15 protein-coding genes are annotated in these 14,441 nt (G+C 73.8%); 10 read left to right on the forward strand and 5 right to left on the reverse strand.

From position 1 onward, the window contains the following. Positions 1–5: 5 nt before the first annotated feature. The 3 genes from hemB to hemL are packed head-to-tail and all read left to right on the forward strand — an operon-like array spanning position 6 to position 2,881. Positions 6–971, forward strand: a complete 966-nt coding sequence (gene hemB / locus ABT295_RS16915; protein WP_352395570.1) for a porphobilinogen synthase — start codon at positions 6–8, stop codon at positions 969–971. Between the two features lie 37 nt (positions 972–1,008). Continuing rightward, positions 1,009–1,494 (forward strand): MarR family winged helix-turn-helix transcriptional regulator, encoded by a 486-nt coding sequence (locus tag ABT295_RS16920; RefSeq protein WP_352395571.1) that lies wholly within the window; start codon positions 1,009–1,011, stop codon positions 1,492–1,494. Positions 1,495–1,516: 22 nt separating this feature from the next. Next, positions 1,517–2,881 carry a glutamate-1-semialdehyde 2,1-aminomutase gene (hemL, locus tag ABT295_RS16925; RefSeq protein ID WP_352395572.1) on the forward strand — a complete coding sequence of 455 codons (1,365 nt, stop codon included), beginning with the start codon at positions 1,517–1,519 and terminating at the stop codon, positions 2,879–2,881. 270 nt (positions 2,882–3,151) lie between these two features. Here the strand turns inward: hemL and ABT295_RS16930 are convergent, their stop codons facing one another. Then, positions 3,152–3,769: a LysE family transporter gene (locus ABT295_RS16930; protein WP_352395573.1), complete on the reverse strand. Its 618-nt coding sequence runs from the start codon at positions 3,767–3,769 to the stop codon at positions 3,152–3,154. 129 nt (positions 3,770–3,898) lie between these two features. Between ABT295_RS16930 and ABT295_RS16935 the strand changes: the two genes are divergently transcribed. The 6 genes from ABT295_RS16935 to ABT295_RS16960 are packed head-to-tail and all read left to right on the forward strand — an operon-like array spanning position 3,899 to position 9,069. Further along, on the forward strand, positions 3,899–4,570 hold the full coding sequence (locus tag ABT295_RS16935; RefSeq protein WP_352395574.1) for a histidine phosphatase family protein: 672 nt from the start codon (positions 3,899–3,901) through the stop codon (positions 4,568–4,570). Further along, positions 4,570–5,184 carry a TlpA family protein disulfide reductase gene (locus ABT295_RS16940; protein WP_352395575.1) on the forward strand — a complete coding sequence of 205 codons (615 nt, stop codon included), beginning with the start codon at positions 4,570–4,572 and terminating at the stop codon, positions 5,182–5,184. Before ABT295_RS16935 ends, ABT295_RS16940 begins: the two co-directional genes overlap by 1 nt. Positions 5,185–5,189: 5 nt before the next feature. Further along, positions 5,190–5,933 carry a cytochrome c biogenesis CcdA family protein gene (locus ABT295_RS16945; protein WP_352395576.1) on the forward strand — a complete coding sequence of 248 codons (744 nt, stop codon included), beginning with the start codon at positions 5,190–5,192 and terminating at the stop codon, positions 5,931–5,933. After that, on the forward strand, positions 5,933–7,735 hold the full coding sequence (gene resB / locus ABT295_RS16950; protein WP_352395577.1) for a cytochrome c biogenesis protein ResB: 1,803 nt from the start codon (positions 5,933–5,935) through the stop codon (positions 7,733–7,735). Before ABT295_RS16945 ends, resB begins: the two co-directional genes overlap by 1 nt. Continuing rightward, positions 7,732–8,727 (forward strand): c-type cytochrome biogenesis protein CcsB, encoded by a 996-nt coding sequence (ccsB, locus tag ABT295_RS16955; protein WP_352395578.1) that lies wholly within the window; start codon positions 7,732–7,734, stop codon positions 8,725–8,727. The genes resB and ccsB overlap by 4 nt, the downstream gene beginning before the upstream one ends. A gap of 12 nt (positions 8,728–8,739) precedes the next feature. Beyond that, positions 8,740–9,069 carry a DUF4229 domain-containing protein gene (locus ABT295_RS16960; RefSeq protein ID WP_352395579.1) on the forward strand — a complete coding sequence of 110 codons (330 nt, stop codon included), beginning with the start codon at positions 8,740–8,742 and terminating at the stop codon, positions 9,067–9,069. Positions 9,070–9,118: 49 nt separating this feature from the next. On the opposite strand, the gene ABT295_RS16965 is transcribed toward ABT295_RS16960, so the two are convergent. From ABT295_RS16965 to ABT295_RS16980, 4 genes are read right to left on the reverse strand one after another with little or no spacing between them, the layout of a single operon-like run. Next, on the reverse strand, positions 9,119–9,994 hold the full coding sequence (locus ABT295_RS16965) for a 1,4-dihydroxy-2-naphthoate polyprenyltransferase (protein ID WP_352395580.1): 876 nt from the start codon (positions 9,992–9,994) through the stop codon (positions 9,119–9,121). A gap of 19 nt (positions 9,995–10,013) precedes the next feature. Beyond that, positions 10,014–10,316 (reverse strand): PLD nuclease N-terminal domain-containing protein, encoded by a 303-nt coding sequence (locus ABT295_RS16970; protein ID WP_345508324.1) that lies wholly within the window; start codon positions 10,314–10,316, stop codon positions 10,014–10,016. Between the two features lie 11 nt (positions 10,317–10,327). Next, positions 10,328–11,620: an o-succinylbenzoate--CoA ligase gene (gene menE, locus ABT295_RS16975; RefSeq protein WP_352395581.1), complete on the reverse strand. Its 1,293-nt coding sequence runs from the start codon at positions 11,618–11,620 to the stop codon at positions 10,328–10,330. After that, a complete protein-coding gene (locus ABT295_RS16980; protein ID WP_352395582.1) occupies positions 11,620–13,161 on the reverse strand; it encodes an MFS transporter in 1,542 nt (513 codons plus the stop codon). The genes menE and ABT295_RS16980 overlap by 1 nt, the downstream gene beginning before the upstream one ends. A 309-nt stretch (positions 13,162–13,470) precedes the next feature. On the opposite strand from ABT295_RS16980, the gene ABT295_RS16985 reads away from it, so the two are divergent. Beyond that, on the forward strand, positions 13,471–14,439 hold the full coding sequence (locus tag ABT295_RS16985) for an alpha/beta hydrolase (RefSeq protein ID WP_352395936.1): 969 nt from the start codon (positions 13,471–13,473) through the stop codon (positions 14,437–14,439). The last annotated feature ends 2 nt before the right edge of the window (positions 14,440–14,441 follow it).

Raw genomic sequence — 14,441 nt, forward strand, 5'->3', positions numbered from 1 at the left:
GCGCGATGATCGAGCGTCCTCGTCGCCTGCGCCAGAACGCGGCCCTGCGTGCCCTGGTGGCCGAGACCCGGCTGCACCCGCGCGACCTCGTGCTGCCCGTCTTCGTCGCGGAGGGGATCACCGAGCCGCGTCCCATCACGAGCATGCCCGGCGTCGAGCAGCACACGCTCGAGAGCGTCGTCGGGGTCGCCCGCCGCTGCGTCGCCGCCGGCCTCGGCGGGATCATGCTCTTCGGCGTGCCGGAGCACAAGGACCCGACGGGCAGCGGCGGCATCGCCGAGGACGGCATCCTCAACCTCGCGCTGCGGGCCGTGCGCGACGCGGTCGGCGACGACCTCGTCGTCATGGCCGACACGTGCCTCGACGAGTTCACCGACCACGGCCACTGCGGCGTGCTCGACGAGCACGGCCGGGTCGACAACGACGCGACGAACCTGCTCTACGCCGAGATGGCGGTCGCCCAGGCGCGAGCCGGCGCCCACGTCGTCGCGCCCTCGGGAATGATGGACGGCCAGGTCGCCGTCATCCGCGAGGCCCTCGACGCCGAAGGCCTCGAGCACGTCGTCGTGCTCGCCTACGCGGCGAAGTACGCCTCCGCCTTCTTCGGTCCCTTCCGCGAGGCGGTCCAGTCGAGCCTGCAGGGCGACCGGCGCACCTACCAGCAGGACCCCGCCAACCTCGTCGAGTCGATCCGCGAGATCGACCTCGACATCGCCGAGGGCGCCGACATGGTCATGGTCAAGCCGGCCATGAGCTACCTCGACGTCGTCGCCGCCGCGGCGGAGCGCGCGTCGGTGCCGGTGGCGGCATACCAGGTCTCGGGGGAGTACTCGATGATCCAGGCTGCCGCCGCACAGGGCTGGATCGACCTGCGGGCGACCGCGCTGGAGTCGCTGACCGCGATCCGTCGGGCGGGCGCACAGGTCGTGCTGACCTACTTCGCCCTCGACGTCGCCGACTGGCTGGCCTGACGCCACTACGATCTCAGTGAGGTCGCAGGGAGGTGACATGGCAGGCACAGGGGATGACGACGTGCGGTGGCTGACCGATGCCGAGCAGGCGTCGTGGCGGGCGATCCTGCGGGGGACCCGGCTGCTCGAGCGCGCGCTCGACGACGCGCTCGGTGACGCCGGAATCCAGCTGAGCGAGTACGAGATCCTCTCGATGCTCTCGGAGGGCCCGAACCACCGGCTGCGGATGTCCGAGCTCGCGGCCATGGTGGTCCAGTCGCGCAGCCGGCTCACCCACACGGCCAAGCGGCTCGAGGACCGCGGCTGGGTCACGCGCGAGCAGTGCGCCGACGACAAGCGCGGGGTCGAGCTCGTGCTGACGAGCGGCGGCCTCGCGGCGGTCGGCGACATCGCCCGCATCCACGTGCAGAGCGTGCGCGACAACCTCGTCGACATCATGAGCCCGGAGCAGTTCCGGGCCATCGGCGACGCCATGGCCATCGTCCGCGACCACCTCGACCCGGCCGGCGTCAGCGGCCACTGAGCGGCGGGGGACAATGGCCCCCATGAGCTCGCAGCCCGTCCCGGTCCAGACCCCCAGCGAGGCCCCGGCCTCCGCCGCCCTCCTCGAGCGCGCGAGCGTCGTCATCCCGGGGGGCGTCAACTCGCCCGTCCGGGCCTTCCGGGCCGTCGGCGGCACGCCGCGGTTCATGGCGAGCGGGTCGGGCCCGTGGCTCACCGACGCCGACGGCAAGCGCTACGTCGACCTCATCTGCTCCTGGGGGCCGATGATCCTCGGTCACGCCCACCCCGACGTGCTCGCCGCCGTCACCGAGGCCGCCGCGCGCGGGTTCTCGTTCGGCACGCCGTCGGAGAACGAGGTGCGCCTCGCGGAGGAGATCGTCGCCCGGGTCGAGCCGGTCGAGCAGGTGCGGCTCGTCAACTCGGGCACCGAGGCGACGATGTCGGCGATCCGCCTCGCGCGCGGCTTCACCGGCCGCGACGTCGTGGTCAAGTTCGCCGGCTGCTACCACGGCCACGTCGACGCGCTGCTCGCGTCGGCCGGCTCGGGGGTCGCGACCTTCGCCCTGCCCGACTCCGCCGGGGTGCCCCGCTCGAGCGCGGGCGAGACGATCGTCCTCCCGTACAACGACCTCCCGGCGCTCGAGGCGGCCTTCGCCGAGCGCGGCCACGAGATCGCCGCCGTCATCACCGAGGCCGCCGCCGGCAACATGGGCGTCGTGCCGCCGACCCCGGAGTTCACCGACGGCCTGCGCCGCGTCACCGCCGAGCACGGGGCGCTGCTCGTCTCCGACGAGGTGATGACCGGGTTCCGGTGCAGTGCCGCGGGCTACTACGGCCTCGAGACCGCCGCCGACGCGGGCGAGGCGCGCCGCACGACCGGTGCCCCCGACCTCTTCACCTTCGGCAAGGTGATGGGCGGCGGGTTCCCGACCGCGGCCTTCGGCGGGCGCGCGGACGTCATGGCGCTGCTCGCGCCGCAGGGGCCGGTCTACCAGGCCGGCACGCTCTCGGGGAACCCGGTCGCCTCGGCCGCCGGCCTCGCGACGCTGCAGGGGTGCACGCCCGAGGTCTACGCGCGGCTCGACGTCGTGTCGCACGCCATCGCGGACGCCGTGGCGAGCGAGCTCTCGGCGGCGTCGGTGCCGCACCGCATCCAGTGGGCCGGCTCGATGTTCTCGGTCTTCTTCCGCGAGGGCGCGGTCTCGGGCTACGACGACGCGAAGGACCAGGACACGGCTGCGTTCCGCCGGTTCTTCCACGCGATGCTCGGCCAGGGCGTGCACCTGCCGCCCAGCGCCTTCGAGTCGTGGTTCGTCTCGGCCGCCCACGACGACGCCGCCGTCGACCACGTCATCGCGGCGCTGCCCGCGGCCGCCCGCGCGGCCGCAGCCCCCGACGCCGACTGACCCGAGCGCCCCCCGCCCCCCAACCGTCGAAAGGCCACTTTTCGAGGGTCCGTCACCGTCGAAAGGCCACCTTTTGCGGGTGCCCGCTCGTCGAGAGGCCACCCTTCGCGGGTGCCCGCTCTTCGACAGGCCACAGTTCGCGATCTCGTATGCGTCATGTCGGCCCGTCGTGCACGCGCGCGACGTGGCCTCTCGACGTCGGAAACCCGCACCGAGTGGCCTCTCGACGGTGGGGGACCCGCAGCGAGTGGCCTCTTGACGGTTGGGGTGTCAGTGCACAGCGGCGAGGAGGACGCCGACGGTGACGAAGAGGGCACCGAAGACCCGGCCCAGCAGGCGGGCGCCCGACTCGCGACGGGTCAGCCGGCGCAGCCCTCGCGCCGCCACCGCGAAGACGCCCCACATGACGGCGACGTCGACGACCACGATGGTCGCCGTGAAGACGGCGTACTGCGGCAGGAGCGGGCGCTCGGGCCGGATGAACTGCGGCGCGAAGGCGAGGAAGAAGACCACCGCCTTGGGGTTCGTGAGGTTGACGAGCAGTCCGCGCCGCACCATCGACCACGCGGGCTCGGGCGCCTGCCGGTCGACGTCGGTGGAGGCCGCGCCCGACCGGAACTGCCGCACGCCGAGGTGGACGAGATAGGCGGCCCCCGCATACCGGATGACCGTGAAGAGCACGGGGCTGCGCGCGACGATGACCCCGAGACCGGCGGCGACGACGGCGATGTGGGCCAGCAGGGCGGCCTGCTGCCCGAGGATGCCCCAGATCGAGCGTGCCCAGCCCGAACCGATCGCGTTGGCCATGGTGTTGACCGCCCCCGCGCCGGGCGTGAGCGAGATGAGCGTCGCGGTGGCGACGAGCGCGAGCCAGAGGGACCAGGGCACGGCTCGGAGTGTAGGTCGGTGCCGACGGCGGGGACGCCCCGGGCCACGGTGCCGACGGGAGCGCACAGCAGGCATACAGGATGGGACGCGGATTCGGTCCTGAGCACGAGGTTTGAGAGACTGTCGAGCATGGGTGAGAGCACGAGCGGGGCGTCGGGACCGGGCGCACGCGACCGCACCGTCGTGCACCTCATGCGCCACGGCGAGGTGCACAACCCGACCGGTGTGCTCTACGGCCGGCTCGACGGCTTCCACCTCTCCGAGCTGGGTCGCGAGATGGCCGAGCTCGTGGCCCGGCACCTCGCGACGAACGACATCACGCACGTCGTCGCCTCGCCGCTCGAGCGGGCCCAGGAGACGGCCGCGCCCATCGCCGCGGGCCACGACGTGAAGGTCGTCACCGACGACCGCGTCATCGAGTCCGCTAACCGCTTCGAGGGGAGCGCGGTCGGGGCCCGCGATCTGCTGCACCCGCGCAACTGGCACCTCTTCCGCGACGTGCGGACGCCCTCGTGGGGCGAGCCCTACGAGGAGATCGCGACGCGCATGCTCGCCGCCATCGCCGACGCGCGCACGGCCGCACGCGGCCACGAGGCGGTCGTGGTCAGCCACCAGCTGCCGGTCTGGACGGTGCGCAACAAGCTCGTCGGCCACCGCCTCTGGCACGACCCGCGCCGCCGCGAGTGCACGCTCGCCTCCCTGACGTCGCTCACCTTCGAGGGTGACGACCTCGCCTCCGTCGCCTACTCCGAGCCGGCCGTGTCGCTGCTCGCGCGGGCGAGCAGGAGCGTGGGCGCCTGATGACGCACGTCGACCGACGCACCGCGCTGCGGTGGGGAGCGATGCTGGGCGCCGGAGCGCTCGTCACGGTCACCGCCGCCTGCTCGTCCGACCCGAACTCCGTCGCGGACCAGGCCCGTTCGGGCGACCGGAAGGGCTACGTGGCGGGCGACGGCTCCATCGAGGCGTTGCCCGTCGCCAGCCGCGGCGAGCCGATCACGCTCGAGGGCACGACGCTCGAGGGTGAGCCGTGGAGCACGTCGGGCCGCACCGGCACCGTGCTCGTGCTCAACGTCTGGGGCTCGTGGTGCCCGCCGTGCATCGAGGAGACTCCCGCGCTGCAGAAGGCGTGGGAGACCGTGCAGGCCAAGGGCAAGAAGGTCGAGTTCATCGGGCTCGACAAGCTCGAGGGTCCCGAGACGGGGCTCGCCTTCCTCAAGGCCAACAAGGTGACCTTCCCCTCGCTCGCCTACGACGGCGGCGTGCCGCTCCTCGCCCTGCAGGGCAAGGCGTCGGCCACCCCGACGACGCTCGTGCTCGACGCCCAGCACCGCATCGCGGCGCGCGTGTCGGGGCCGGTCACGACCTCGACGCTGCTCGGGCTCATCGACGACGTCCTCACCGGCAAGGCCTGAGCGTCGTGGGTGCCGAGCTCGCCAGCGGGTCGCTCCTCGTCGCGGCCGTCGTCGCCCTCGCCGCCGGCCTCGTGTCGTTCGCCTCGCCCTGCGTGCTGCCCCTCGTGCCGGGCTTCCTCGGCTACGTCACCGGCCTCTCCGACGTCTCGCTCGAGCAGCGCTCGCGCGGGCGCCTCGTCGTCGGGGCGCTGCTCTTCGTGCTCGGCTTCACGGCCGTCTTCCTCGTCGCGGCCGCCGCGGTCTCGGCCGTCGGTCTCGCCTTCTCGGAGCACCAGCGCCTGCTCCAGCGCATCGGCGGGGCCGTCGTGCTCGTCATGGGCCTGCTCTTCCTCGGTCTCGGGCGGTCGTATGCCGTGCCGGTCGCGTGGCGCCCGCGCGCGGGTCTCGCCGGGGCGCCGTTGCTCGGCGCCGTCTTCGCCATCGGCTGGTCGCCGTGCATGGGCCCGACGCTCGGCGCGATCCAGGCCATGGCGGCGCCGATCTCGGCGGAGTCGGGCTCGATCGGCCGGGGGCTCGCGCTCGCGGCGGTCTACTCCCTCGGCCTGGGGCTGCCCTTCGTGCTCATGGCAGCGCTCTGGGAGCGGGCCGGCCGGGCCAGCGACTGGCTGCGCCGGCACCGCCGCGCGATCCAGTCGGTCGGCGGCCTGCTGCTCGTCGCGGTCGGCCTGCTCATGCTGACCGGGGTCTGGGAGGACGTCGTCGTGTGGATCCAGGTGCGCCTCGTCAACGGTTTCCAGGTGGCGATCTGATGTCGACCGAGACGACGCCGACGACCCCGCCGACGACCCCGCCGACGACCCCGCCGACGACCCCGCCGACCACTCCGCCGACCACCGAGGGGCGCCCCGACGCCTTCGGCGCCGACACCGTCGACGGCCTTGCCGCCGGCTCGGGCGGGTCAGGTCGCGGGGCGGGACGCAGCGGCCGCGGCGGCCGTGGCGGTCGCCCGGAGCCCGCGCTCCCGCAGCTCGGCCCGATCGGGCTGCTCCGCTGGGGCTGGCGCCAGCTGACGAGCATGCGCACGGCGCTCTTCCTGCTCCTGCTGCTGTCCATCGCCGCGGTGCCGGGCTCGATCTTCCCGCAGCGCAACATCGACGCCGGCCGGGTCGCCGACTACATCGCGCAGAACCCGACCACGTCGCCGTGGCTCGACCGCCTCGGCTTCTTCGACGTCTACGCCTCGCCGTGGTTCTCGGCGGTCTACCTGCTCCTCTTCGTCTCGCTCGTCGGCTGCATCGTGCCGCGCACCAAGGTGCACCTCGGCGCGCTGCGCTCCCGCCCGCCCCGCGCACCCGCGCGGCTCGAGCGGCTCGCCGAGCACGCCGAGGTGACGACGACCCTGTCGCCCGAGGAGGCGCTCGACGCCGCCCGGGCGGCCCTGCGGCGCAAGCGCTTCCGGCTGCACTCGCACGACGCCACGAGCATCTCCGCCGAGTCGGGCTACCTCCGCGAGACCGGCAACCTGCTCTTCCACCTCGCGCTGACGGGTGTCATCGTCGGCATGGCCGTCGGGCACCTCCTCGGCTGGCGCGGCGACGTCATCCTCGCCGAGGGCGACCGCTTCGCCTCGTCGGCGGGCACGTACAACACCATCTCGCCGGGCCCGTGGGTCGACACCGAGAGCCTCCCGCCGTTCGTGCTCTCGCTCGACAAGCTGCACGTCGAGTTCAACGAGACGCCGGGTCGCTCCTTCGGCACCCCGCGCCTCTTCGACGCCCAGACGACGCTGCAGAGCTCGCCCGGTGCCCCGAAGAGCAGCGAGAACGTCTCGGTCAACCACCCCATCTCGGTCGACGGCGCGGACATCTTCCTGCTCGGCAACGGCTACACGCCGGTCATCACGGTGCGCGACGCGAAGGGGGCCGTGCTCTACCGCGAGGCGACCCCGTTCCTGCCGCAGGACGGCAACTACCGCTCGGTCGGCGTCGTCAAGGTCCCCTCGGCCGCGCCGAAGCAGCTCGGCTTCACCGGCTTCTTCCTGCCGACGGCCGAGCCGACCTTCGCGAACGGGCCGGCCTCGATCTTCCCCGACGTCAGGAACCCCGAGCTCGCGCTCTCGGTGTGGGAGGGCAACCTCTTCCCGGGCGGAACGCCGCAGTCGGTCTACACGCTCAACACCGACCAGATGAAGCAGGTGACCAAGGACGACGGGTCGCCGGCGCTCTTCCGCCTCAAGCCGGGGGAGACCAAGGCGCTGCCCGGCGACCGCGGCAGCATCACCTTCGACGGCGTCAAGCGCTTCGCGGGCCTCTCGGTGCGCACCGACCCCGGAGCGCCCATCAGCCTCGTCAGCGCCATCCTCGCCACCCTCGGGCTGATCCTCGGGCTGACGATCAAGCGCCGCCGCGTCTTCGTCCGCGTGCGCCCCGCCGGCACGCCGACGGGCCCCGACGGCACCCTCGACAGCGGTGCCGGCCCCGCCGGACGACCGGCTACCGTGGTCACCATCGGTGGCCTCTCCAAGGACTCCGACCCCGGACTCGCCGCGATCGTCTCCGCGATCACCGCCGGCGTGAACGACCGCCCCGCGCAAAGGACCGACCGCTCGTGAACCTCGCCGCCAACGCCAACGCCGCGCTCTACGCGTCGATGATCGTCTACACGCTCGCCATGCTGGCCTTCACCTGGCACCTGGCCGCGCGAGCCCCCAAGGTCGCCGACTCCAAGGTCGCCGCGGGCGTCACCGCCGACGAGCGCGAGCAGGTGCTCGTCGGCTCCGGCGCCCCGGCCCCCGAGCGCCGCGCCACGACGCCGTACGCCGCCGGCCCTGGGTTCGAGGAGAGCCTGAAGAGCCGCCAGCGCGGCAGCATCGCGCTCATGCTGACCTACCTCGCGTCGGCCCTGCTCGTCGCGTCGGTGCTCATGCGGGGACTGGCCGTGGGTCGTCCGCCGTGGGGCAACATGTTCGAGTTCGCGACGGCCGCGGCCGCGGCGGTCGGCGCCGCCTACAGCGTCCTCGCCAAGCGCAACAACTGGCAGTGGCTCGGGGTCTTCATCGTCACCCCGGTCCTGCTCGTGCTCGGCCTCGCGCTCACGGTGCTCTACACCGAGGCGGGCGAGCTCATGCCGGCCCTCAAGTCCTACTGGCTCGGCATCCACGTCTCCGTGGCCTTCATCGCCGTCGCCTTCTTCACGATCGCCGCCGCCGTCGGGCTGCTCTACCTCGTGCGCCTGCGCCGCGAGGAGAAGCCGCCGGCGAAGCCGAGCTTCATCGAGTCGCTGCCCAGCTCGTCGTCGCTGGAGCGGACCGCCTACAGCCTCAACATGGTCGGCTTCATCCTCTGGACCTTCACCCTCATCGCCGGCGCCATCTGGGCCAAGCAGGCGTGGGGCGCGTACTGGCAGTGGGACCCCAAGGAGGTCTGGACGTTCGTCATCTGGACCGTCTACGCCGCCTACATGCACAGCCGCGCGACGGCCGGCGTGGACCACCGGAAGTCGATGTACATCGCGCTCGCCGGCTACGTCGCGGTGATCATCAACTTCACGCTCGTCAACCTCGTGTCGACGTTCGTGGGCATGCACAACTACTCGGGCATGTGAGGGCGCTCTGAGATGGTCCGCTACTCGCTGCTGCGCATCCTCATCTTCTTCGGGTTCCTCTTCCTCTTCTGGCTGATCGGGATCCGCGACAACCCGGTGCTCCTGCTCGGGGCGTCGGCCATCGCGTCGGCCGCGGCGTCCTACATCCTGCTGCGGGGCATGCGCGACGAGATCACCGCGCGCCTCGTCGAGCGGCACGAGGCCAAGGTCGAGGCGAAGGGTCTGGTCGACCCGGCCAGCGACGAGGCGGCCGAGGACGCCGAGGACGAGCGCCCGCTGCCCGGCGAGCCGGCCGGTCCCGCCGGCCCGGCCGTGGAGGGCCCGCGCAGCTCCGACCGCTGAGCCCACCACCGCGTCACGAGCCGTGCTCCCCGATCCCGGGGGAGGCGGGTCAGGCGCGGCCGAGCGCCAGGCCGACGGCGAGCAGCACCGACCAGACGAGCTGGAACCGGCCCGTACCGGCCAGCGCGGGGATCAGCCCGCGACCCGTGGCCCGCCCGACGACGGCCTGCACGGGGCGCACGACGAGCGGCGCGGCGAGCAGGGCGACCAGCGCCCACGGCGAGGTGAACGCGGCCAGAGCGGTCATGACGAACGCGACGGCGAGCAGCGCGACGTAGAAGGCGCGCGTGCCGCCCTCGCCCATCCGGACCGCGAGCGTGAGCTTGCCGTGCTCGCGGTCCGTGGGGATGTCGCGCAGGTTGTTCGCGACGAGGATCGCCGAGGCGAGCGCCCCGACCCCGATCGCGGCCCACCAGCCGGCCGCCGTGGGCGAGGTCATCGTCGCCATGGTGCCGAGCGTCGCCACGAGCCCGAAGAAGACGAACACGAAGACCTCGCCGAGACCGAGGTAGCCATAGGGCCGCGACCCGCCCGTGTAGAACCACGCCGCGACGATCGAGGCGGCGCCGATCGGGATCATCACCCAGAGGCCGGAGAGTGCGACGAGCGCGAGCCCGACGAGGGCGGCGAAGAAGAAGCACGCGAAGGCCGCGATCTTGACCGAGCGCGGGTCGGCGAGGCGCTGCCCGACGAGGCGCACCGGGCCCACGCGCACCTCGTCGGTGCCGCGGACGCCGTCCGAGTAGTCGTTCGCGTAGTTGACGCCCACCTGCAGGGCCAGGGCGACGACGAGGGCGAGGACGGCATACGCCCAGACCACGTGGCCCGTCTGGTAGGCGGCACCCGTGCCGAGGACGATGGGCGAGACGGCGGCGGGGAGCGTGCGGGGGCGAGCGCCCTCGATCCACTGGGACAGGGTGGCCATGGAGGTCTGTGGGGTCCTTCTACAGCTTGCGGAGGAAGTCGGGGTCGTCGTCGGGGCCGACGGGGCCGGACGGACGTCCACCGGCGCGGGGCGGCGCCTGGCCACCGCGCGCGTCGGTGCGCCCGGCGACGAGCCAGAAGACGGGCCCGAGCACGGGCACGAGCACCGCGAGGAGCCACACCGACTTCGGCATGATCCGCACGAGCCGCCGGTCGGTCTGCACGCAGTCGACGAAGGCGTAGATCGTGGCGAAGACCACGAGGGCGACGAGCACGACGCGCAGCACGGTGGCCTCCTGACGAGCGACGGGTGGAACCCCCATCTTGCCACCGCTCAGGCGGGGTCCCGCACGCTGCGTCGGATGGCCGCCCGGTCGGGCTTGCCGGGGCCGCGCTGGGGGATGGCGGGGAGCACGACGACGCGCCGCGGCAGCGCGGCGTCGGGCAGGATGCCGCGGAGGCGCTCGCGCACCTGCTGGGTCGTCAGCGACGTCGTCGGGTCGGTGAGCGTGACGGCCGCGCACACCGCCTCGCCCCACTCGGGATCGGGCACGCCGAGCACGACGACGTCGAGCACGACGTCGAGGTGGCGGGTCATGGCGTCCTCGACGACGCCGGGGTTGATCTTGAGGCCACCGGTGTTGATGACGTCGTCGGCGCGTCCGTCGAGCACGAGCAGGCCGTCGTCGTCGAAGTGGCCGAGGTCGTCGGTGCGGAACCAGCGCACGCCGTCGGGGTCGACGGTGAACGCGTCGCGGGTCAGCCCCGGCTCGCCGAGGTAGCCGTGCGCGACCGTGTCGCCGCCGAGCACGACGTGGCGGTCGTTGTCGACGTGCACGCGGCTGACGGGCAGCGGGCTGCCGTCGTAGACGCAGCCACCGGCCGTCTCGCTCATCCCGTAGGTGAGGCTGAGGGCGACGCCGAGCCGCCGCGCCCGCTCGACGAGGACGGCCGGCGTGGCCGCGCCGCCGACGAGCACGCCGTCGAAGCCGAGCAGGGCCTCGAGGCCCGCAGGGTCGTCGACGAGCCGCGCGAGCTGGGTGGGCACGAGGGCCGTGTAGCGCCTGGCGGCCGCGCCGGACGGGCGCGTGGCGCGGGCCGCCTCCGCGAAGGCCTCGGCCGTGAAGCCGCCGCGCAGGTCGAGCACCGTCGGCGTCACCCCCGCCGCCAGCGAGCGCAGCAGCACCTGCAGGCCGGCGACATGGTGGGCGGGCATCGCGAGCAGCCAGGCGCCACTGCCGCCGAGCACCTGGTGCGTGGCCCAGGCGGACCGCCCCAGGGCCGTCGCCGTGAGCAGCGCCCGCTTCGGCCGTCCGGTCGAGCCGGAGGTGCCGATCGCGACTGCGAGGTCGTCGGGCAGGTCGTCGGGCGCATTGTCGGGCACATCGTCGTGCTGGTGGTCGTGGTGATGGTGGTCGTCGTGGTGGTCGACCGGCCCGGCCGCGTCCGGCGGGGCCGTCGCGGAGGACGTGGGCGCGGAGGGGACGGCGGGCACGGGGGTGCCCTCGGCATACGGCAGCACGGGGGAGCGGCCGGTGAGCGCGGCCTCGAGGTCGGGCAGCACGCGGAGCGCCTCCGGTCCCGCAGGGACCGCGAGCGGCCGCAACGGGCGCATCGGGGCCGCCATCAGGCGGTCCTCGCACGGGGCGGGTGTCGTTCGCCGCGGCGCCGCTGGCGGGCGGCCACGGCGACCGTCCAGACGAGCGCGGCCGCGCAGACGAGGAAACCGACGTGCGGGTTGAGCGGCAGCACGATGCCGAGGGCGCCGCCCACGACCCAGAGCACCTGGAGCACCGTCTCGGACCACGCGAAGACCGACGTGCGCACGTTCTCGGGCACCTCGCGCTGCACGAGCGCGTCGAAGCACAGCTTCGACAGCTGCGCCGACCCGCCGAGCACGAGGCCCAGCGCGACGAGGGTCCACACGCCGTACCAGACGCCGGCGGCCACGCAGCAGACCGTCGCGGCGAGCACGGAGACCATGGCGATGCGCTCCGGTCGCTGGTCGCGCACGACGTTGCCCGCGACGCTGCCGAGCGCGTTGCCGATGCCCATGGCGACGGCCACGAGTCCGAGCACGAGCTCGCCCCGGATGCCGTCGATGGGGTGGTCGCGCGCGAGGAAGGCCATGAAGGTGATGACGAAGCCGGTCAGCACGCGCGTGCCGCCCGTCGACCACATCGCGTGCAGCACGGGCCACGGGATCGCCTGCTTGCGCCGGCGGAAGCGGCCGAGGGGGCCCGAGGCGTCGACCGTGAGCGCCTCGCCCGCCGAGGGCGTATGCCGTCCGGCGGGGCCTGCGCTCCAGCCGCGCTGGGTGCCGCGCAGCGAGGTCGGGTGGCCGGTGTGGCCGGCGTCGGCACGGAGGGCGGCGACGCGGATCGGTGCGGTGTCCTCGATCGCGACCTCGCCGACCGTGGAGTCGACGCGCTGGGGCAGGCGGATGGCCTGCACCGTGCCGACGACGAAGACGACGAAGGCGACGCGCAGGGCCCACGACGGGCCGGCGAGCATGGCGAGCGCCCCCAGGGCGCCGCCGATGACGGCGCCGACGACGCCAGCCATTGAGACCCGCGAGTTGGCCCGCACGAGCGTCGTGCCCGGCGGCAGGAGCCGCGGCACCGCGGCAGCACGCGTGATCGTGTACGCGCGCGACGCGACGAGGCAGCCGAGGGCGGCGGGGAAGAGCCAGCCGCTGTCGTTGTTGATCGCCTCGCCGAGCACCCAGCAGAGGAAGGCGCGCGCGGCGAGGGTCGTGCCGATGGCCCAGCGCCGGCCGTGCGAGAACCGGTCGAGCAGGGGCCCGATGAGCGGCGCGACGAGCACGAACGGGATCATCGTCAGCAGCAGGAAGGTCGCGACCTGGCTGCGGGCCTGCGCGGTCTGGGGGTTGAGGAAGAGCGTGCCGGCGAGGGCGAGCGTCATGATCGTGTCGCCCGTGGTGTGGCTCGCGTGCAGCTCGGTCAGGCGGGCCAGGCCGGACTCGCCGGCGCCCCCGGAGTGGGTGTAGGCGTGCGCCCGGCGGGCGGCGAACCGCCCGCTGCGGGCCGTCGCGCGGGCGGTGCCGGTGGCCGCACGGCCGATGCCGCGACCCACGGCGCGCGTGGCGTGCAGCGCCGTCGTGCGCGGCGGCTGGCGGTAGTCGGCGGGACGACCTCCCTCCGGCACGGCCGAGGGGGTCGCCCCGGGGGACTCGGTGCCCGTGGGTTCACGTCCGGTGGGCACAGGTCCGGTGGGTCCAGGTCGGGTGGGTGCAGGTCCGGTGGGTGCAGGTCGGGTGGACTCGGGGGCGGCAGCGGGGACGGCGCCACCGGTTCCGTCCGCGGTGGCACCCGGAGCCCACCGCTCGGGATCGCTTCGCTGCACCCCTTCATCCTGCCCTGTCCCGGTGACGGCCGGGTGTCCGGTCTGTGGATGGGTCGGTCCCGAAGGGCGGGGCGGCCACCGCGCCCGGATACCCTCGGGGGCGTGACGACCATGCCGGACGACGGAGCGCTGGGGGCGGGGGCCGGCACCGCTCGCCGACCCGTGCGCTTCCTGCGCGTGCTCGGCTTCGCCTGGATGCTCGTGCCGCTCGGCTTCTTCCTGCTCGACCGCGGTGCCCTGCTCGCGGGGCACCCCGCCCACGTCATCACGCTCGCCGTGCTCGGGCTCGTCGGCGTCGTCTTCCTCGTGCGCGACCGCTCCGAGGGCTACGTGCGCCCGCCGCGCCAGCGCGCCGTGCCGCGCCCGGTCTTCCGGGTGCTGCTCGTCATCCTGTCGGTGGCCCTCGTCGCCGTGCTGGTCTGGCTGCGGCCGTTCGCGGCGACGCCGCAGGCGGTCGCGGCGATGTCGGGCGGCGCCGCCGTGCGGGTGACCGACGCGCCGGCCCACATCCTCATCGAGCCGGCCACCGGCACCCCGACGCGAGGGCTCGTCTTCCAGCCGGGCGCCCGCGTCGACCCCCGCGCCTACGTGCCGATGCTCTCGGAGGTGAGCCGGGCCGGCGTGCTCGTCGTCGTCGTCAAGCAGCCGTTCGGGATCGGTTTCCTCGCCGGGTCCGCCCCGCACGCCTTCCTCGACAACCACCCCGAGGTCACCGCCTGGGCGGTCGGCGGCCACAGCCTGGGCGGCGTCGCCGCGGCGACCTTCGCGGCCGACAACCCCGGCGCGGTCAAGGGGCTCGTGCTCTGGGCGTCCTACCCGCTGTCGTCGCTGGCCGGCCGCACCGACCTCGCCGTGGCGTCGATCAGCGGCAGCCGCGACGGCCTGACGACCCCCGCCGACGTCGCGGCGAGCCGGGCTCTGCTGCCGGGCGACACGGCATACACCGTCCTGCAGGGGGCCTCGCACGCGACCTTCGGCGACTACGGCGACCAGCCCGGCGACGGCACGCCGACCGGCGACCGGTCGGCGGCGCAGCGCCAGGTCGTCGCCGCGACTGTGGCGCTCGTCGAGGGGATGTGACG

This window comes from Terrabacter sp. NPDC000476, assembly GCF_040300125.1.
Taxonomy (GTDB): Bacteria; Actinomycetota; Actinomycetes; order Actinomycetales; family Dermatophilaceae; genus Terrabacter.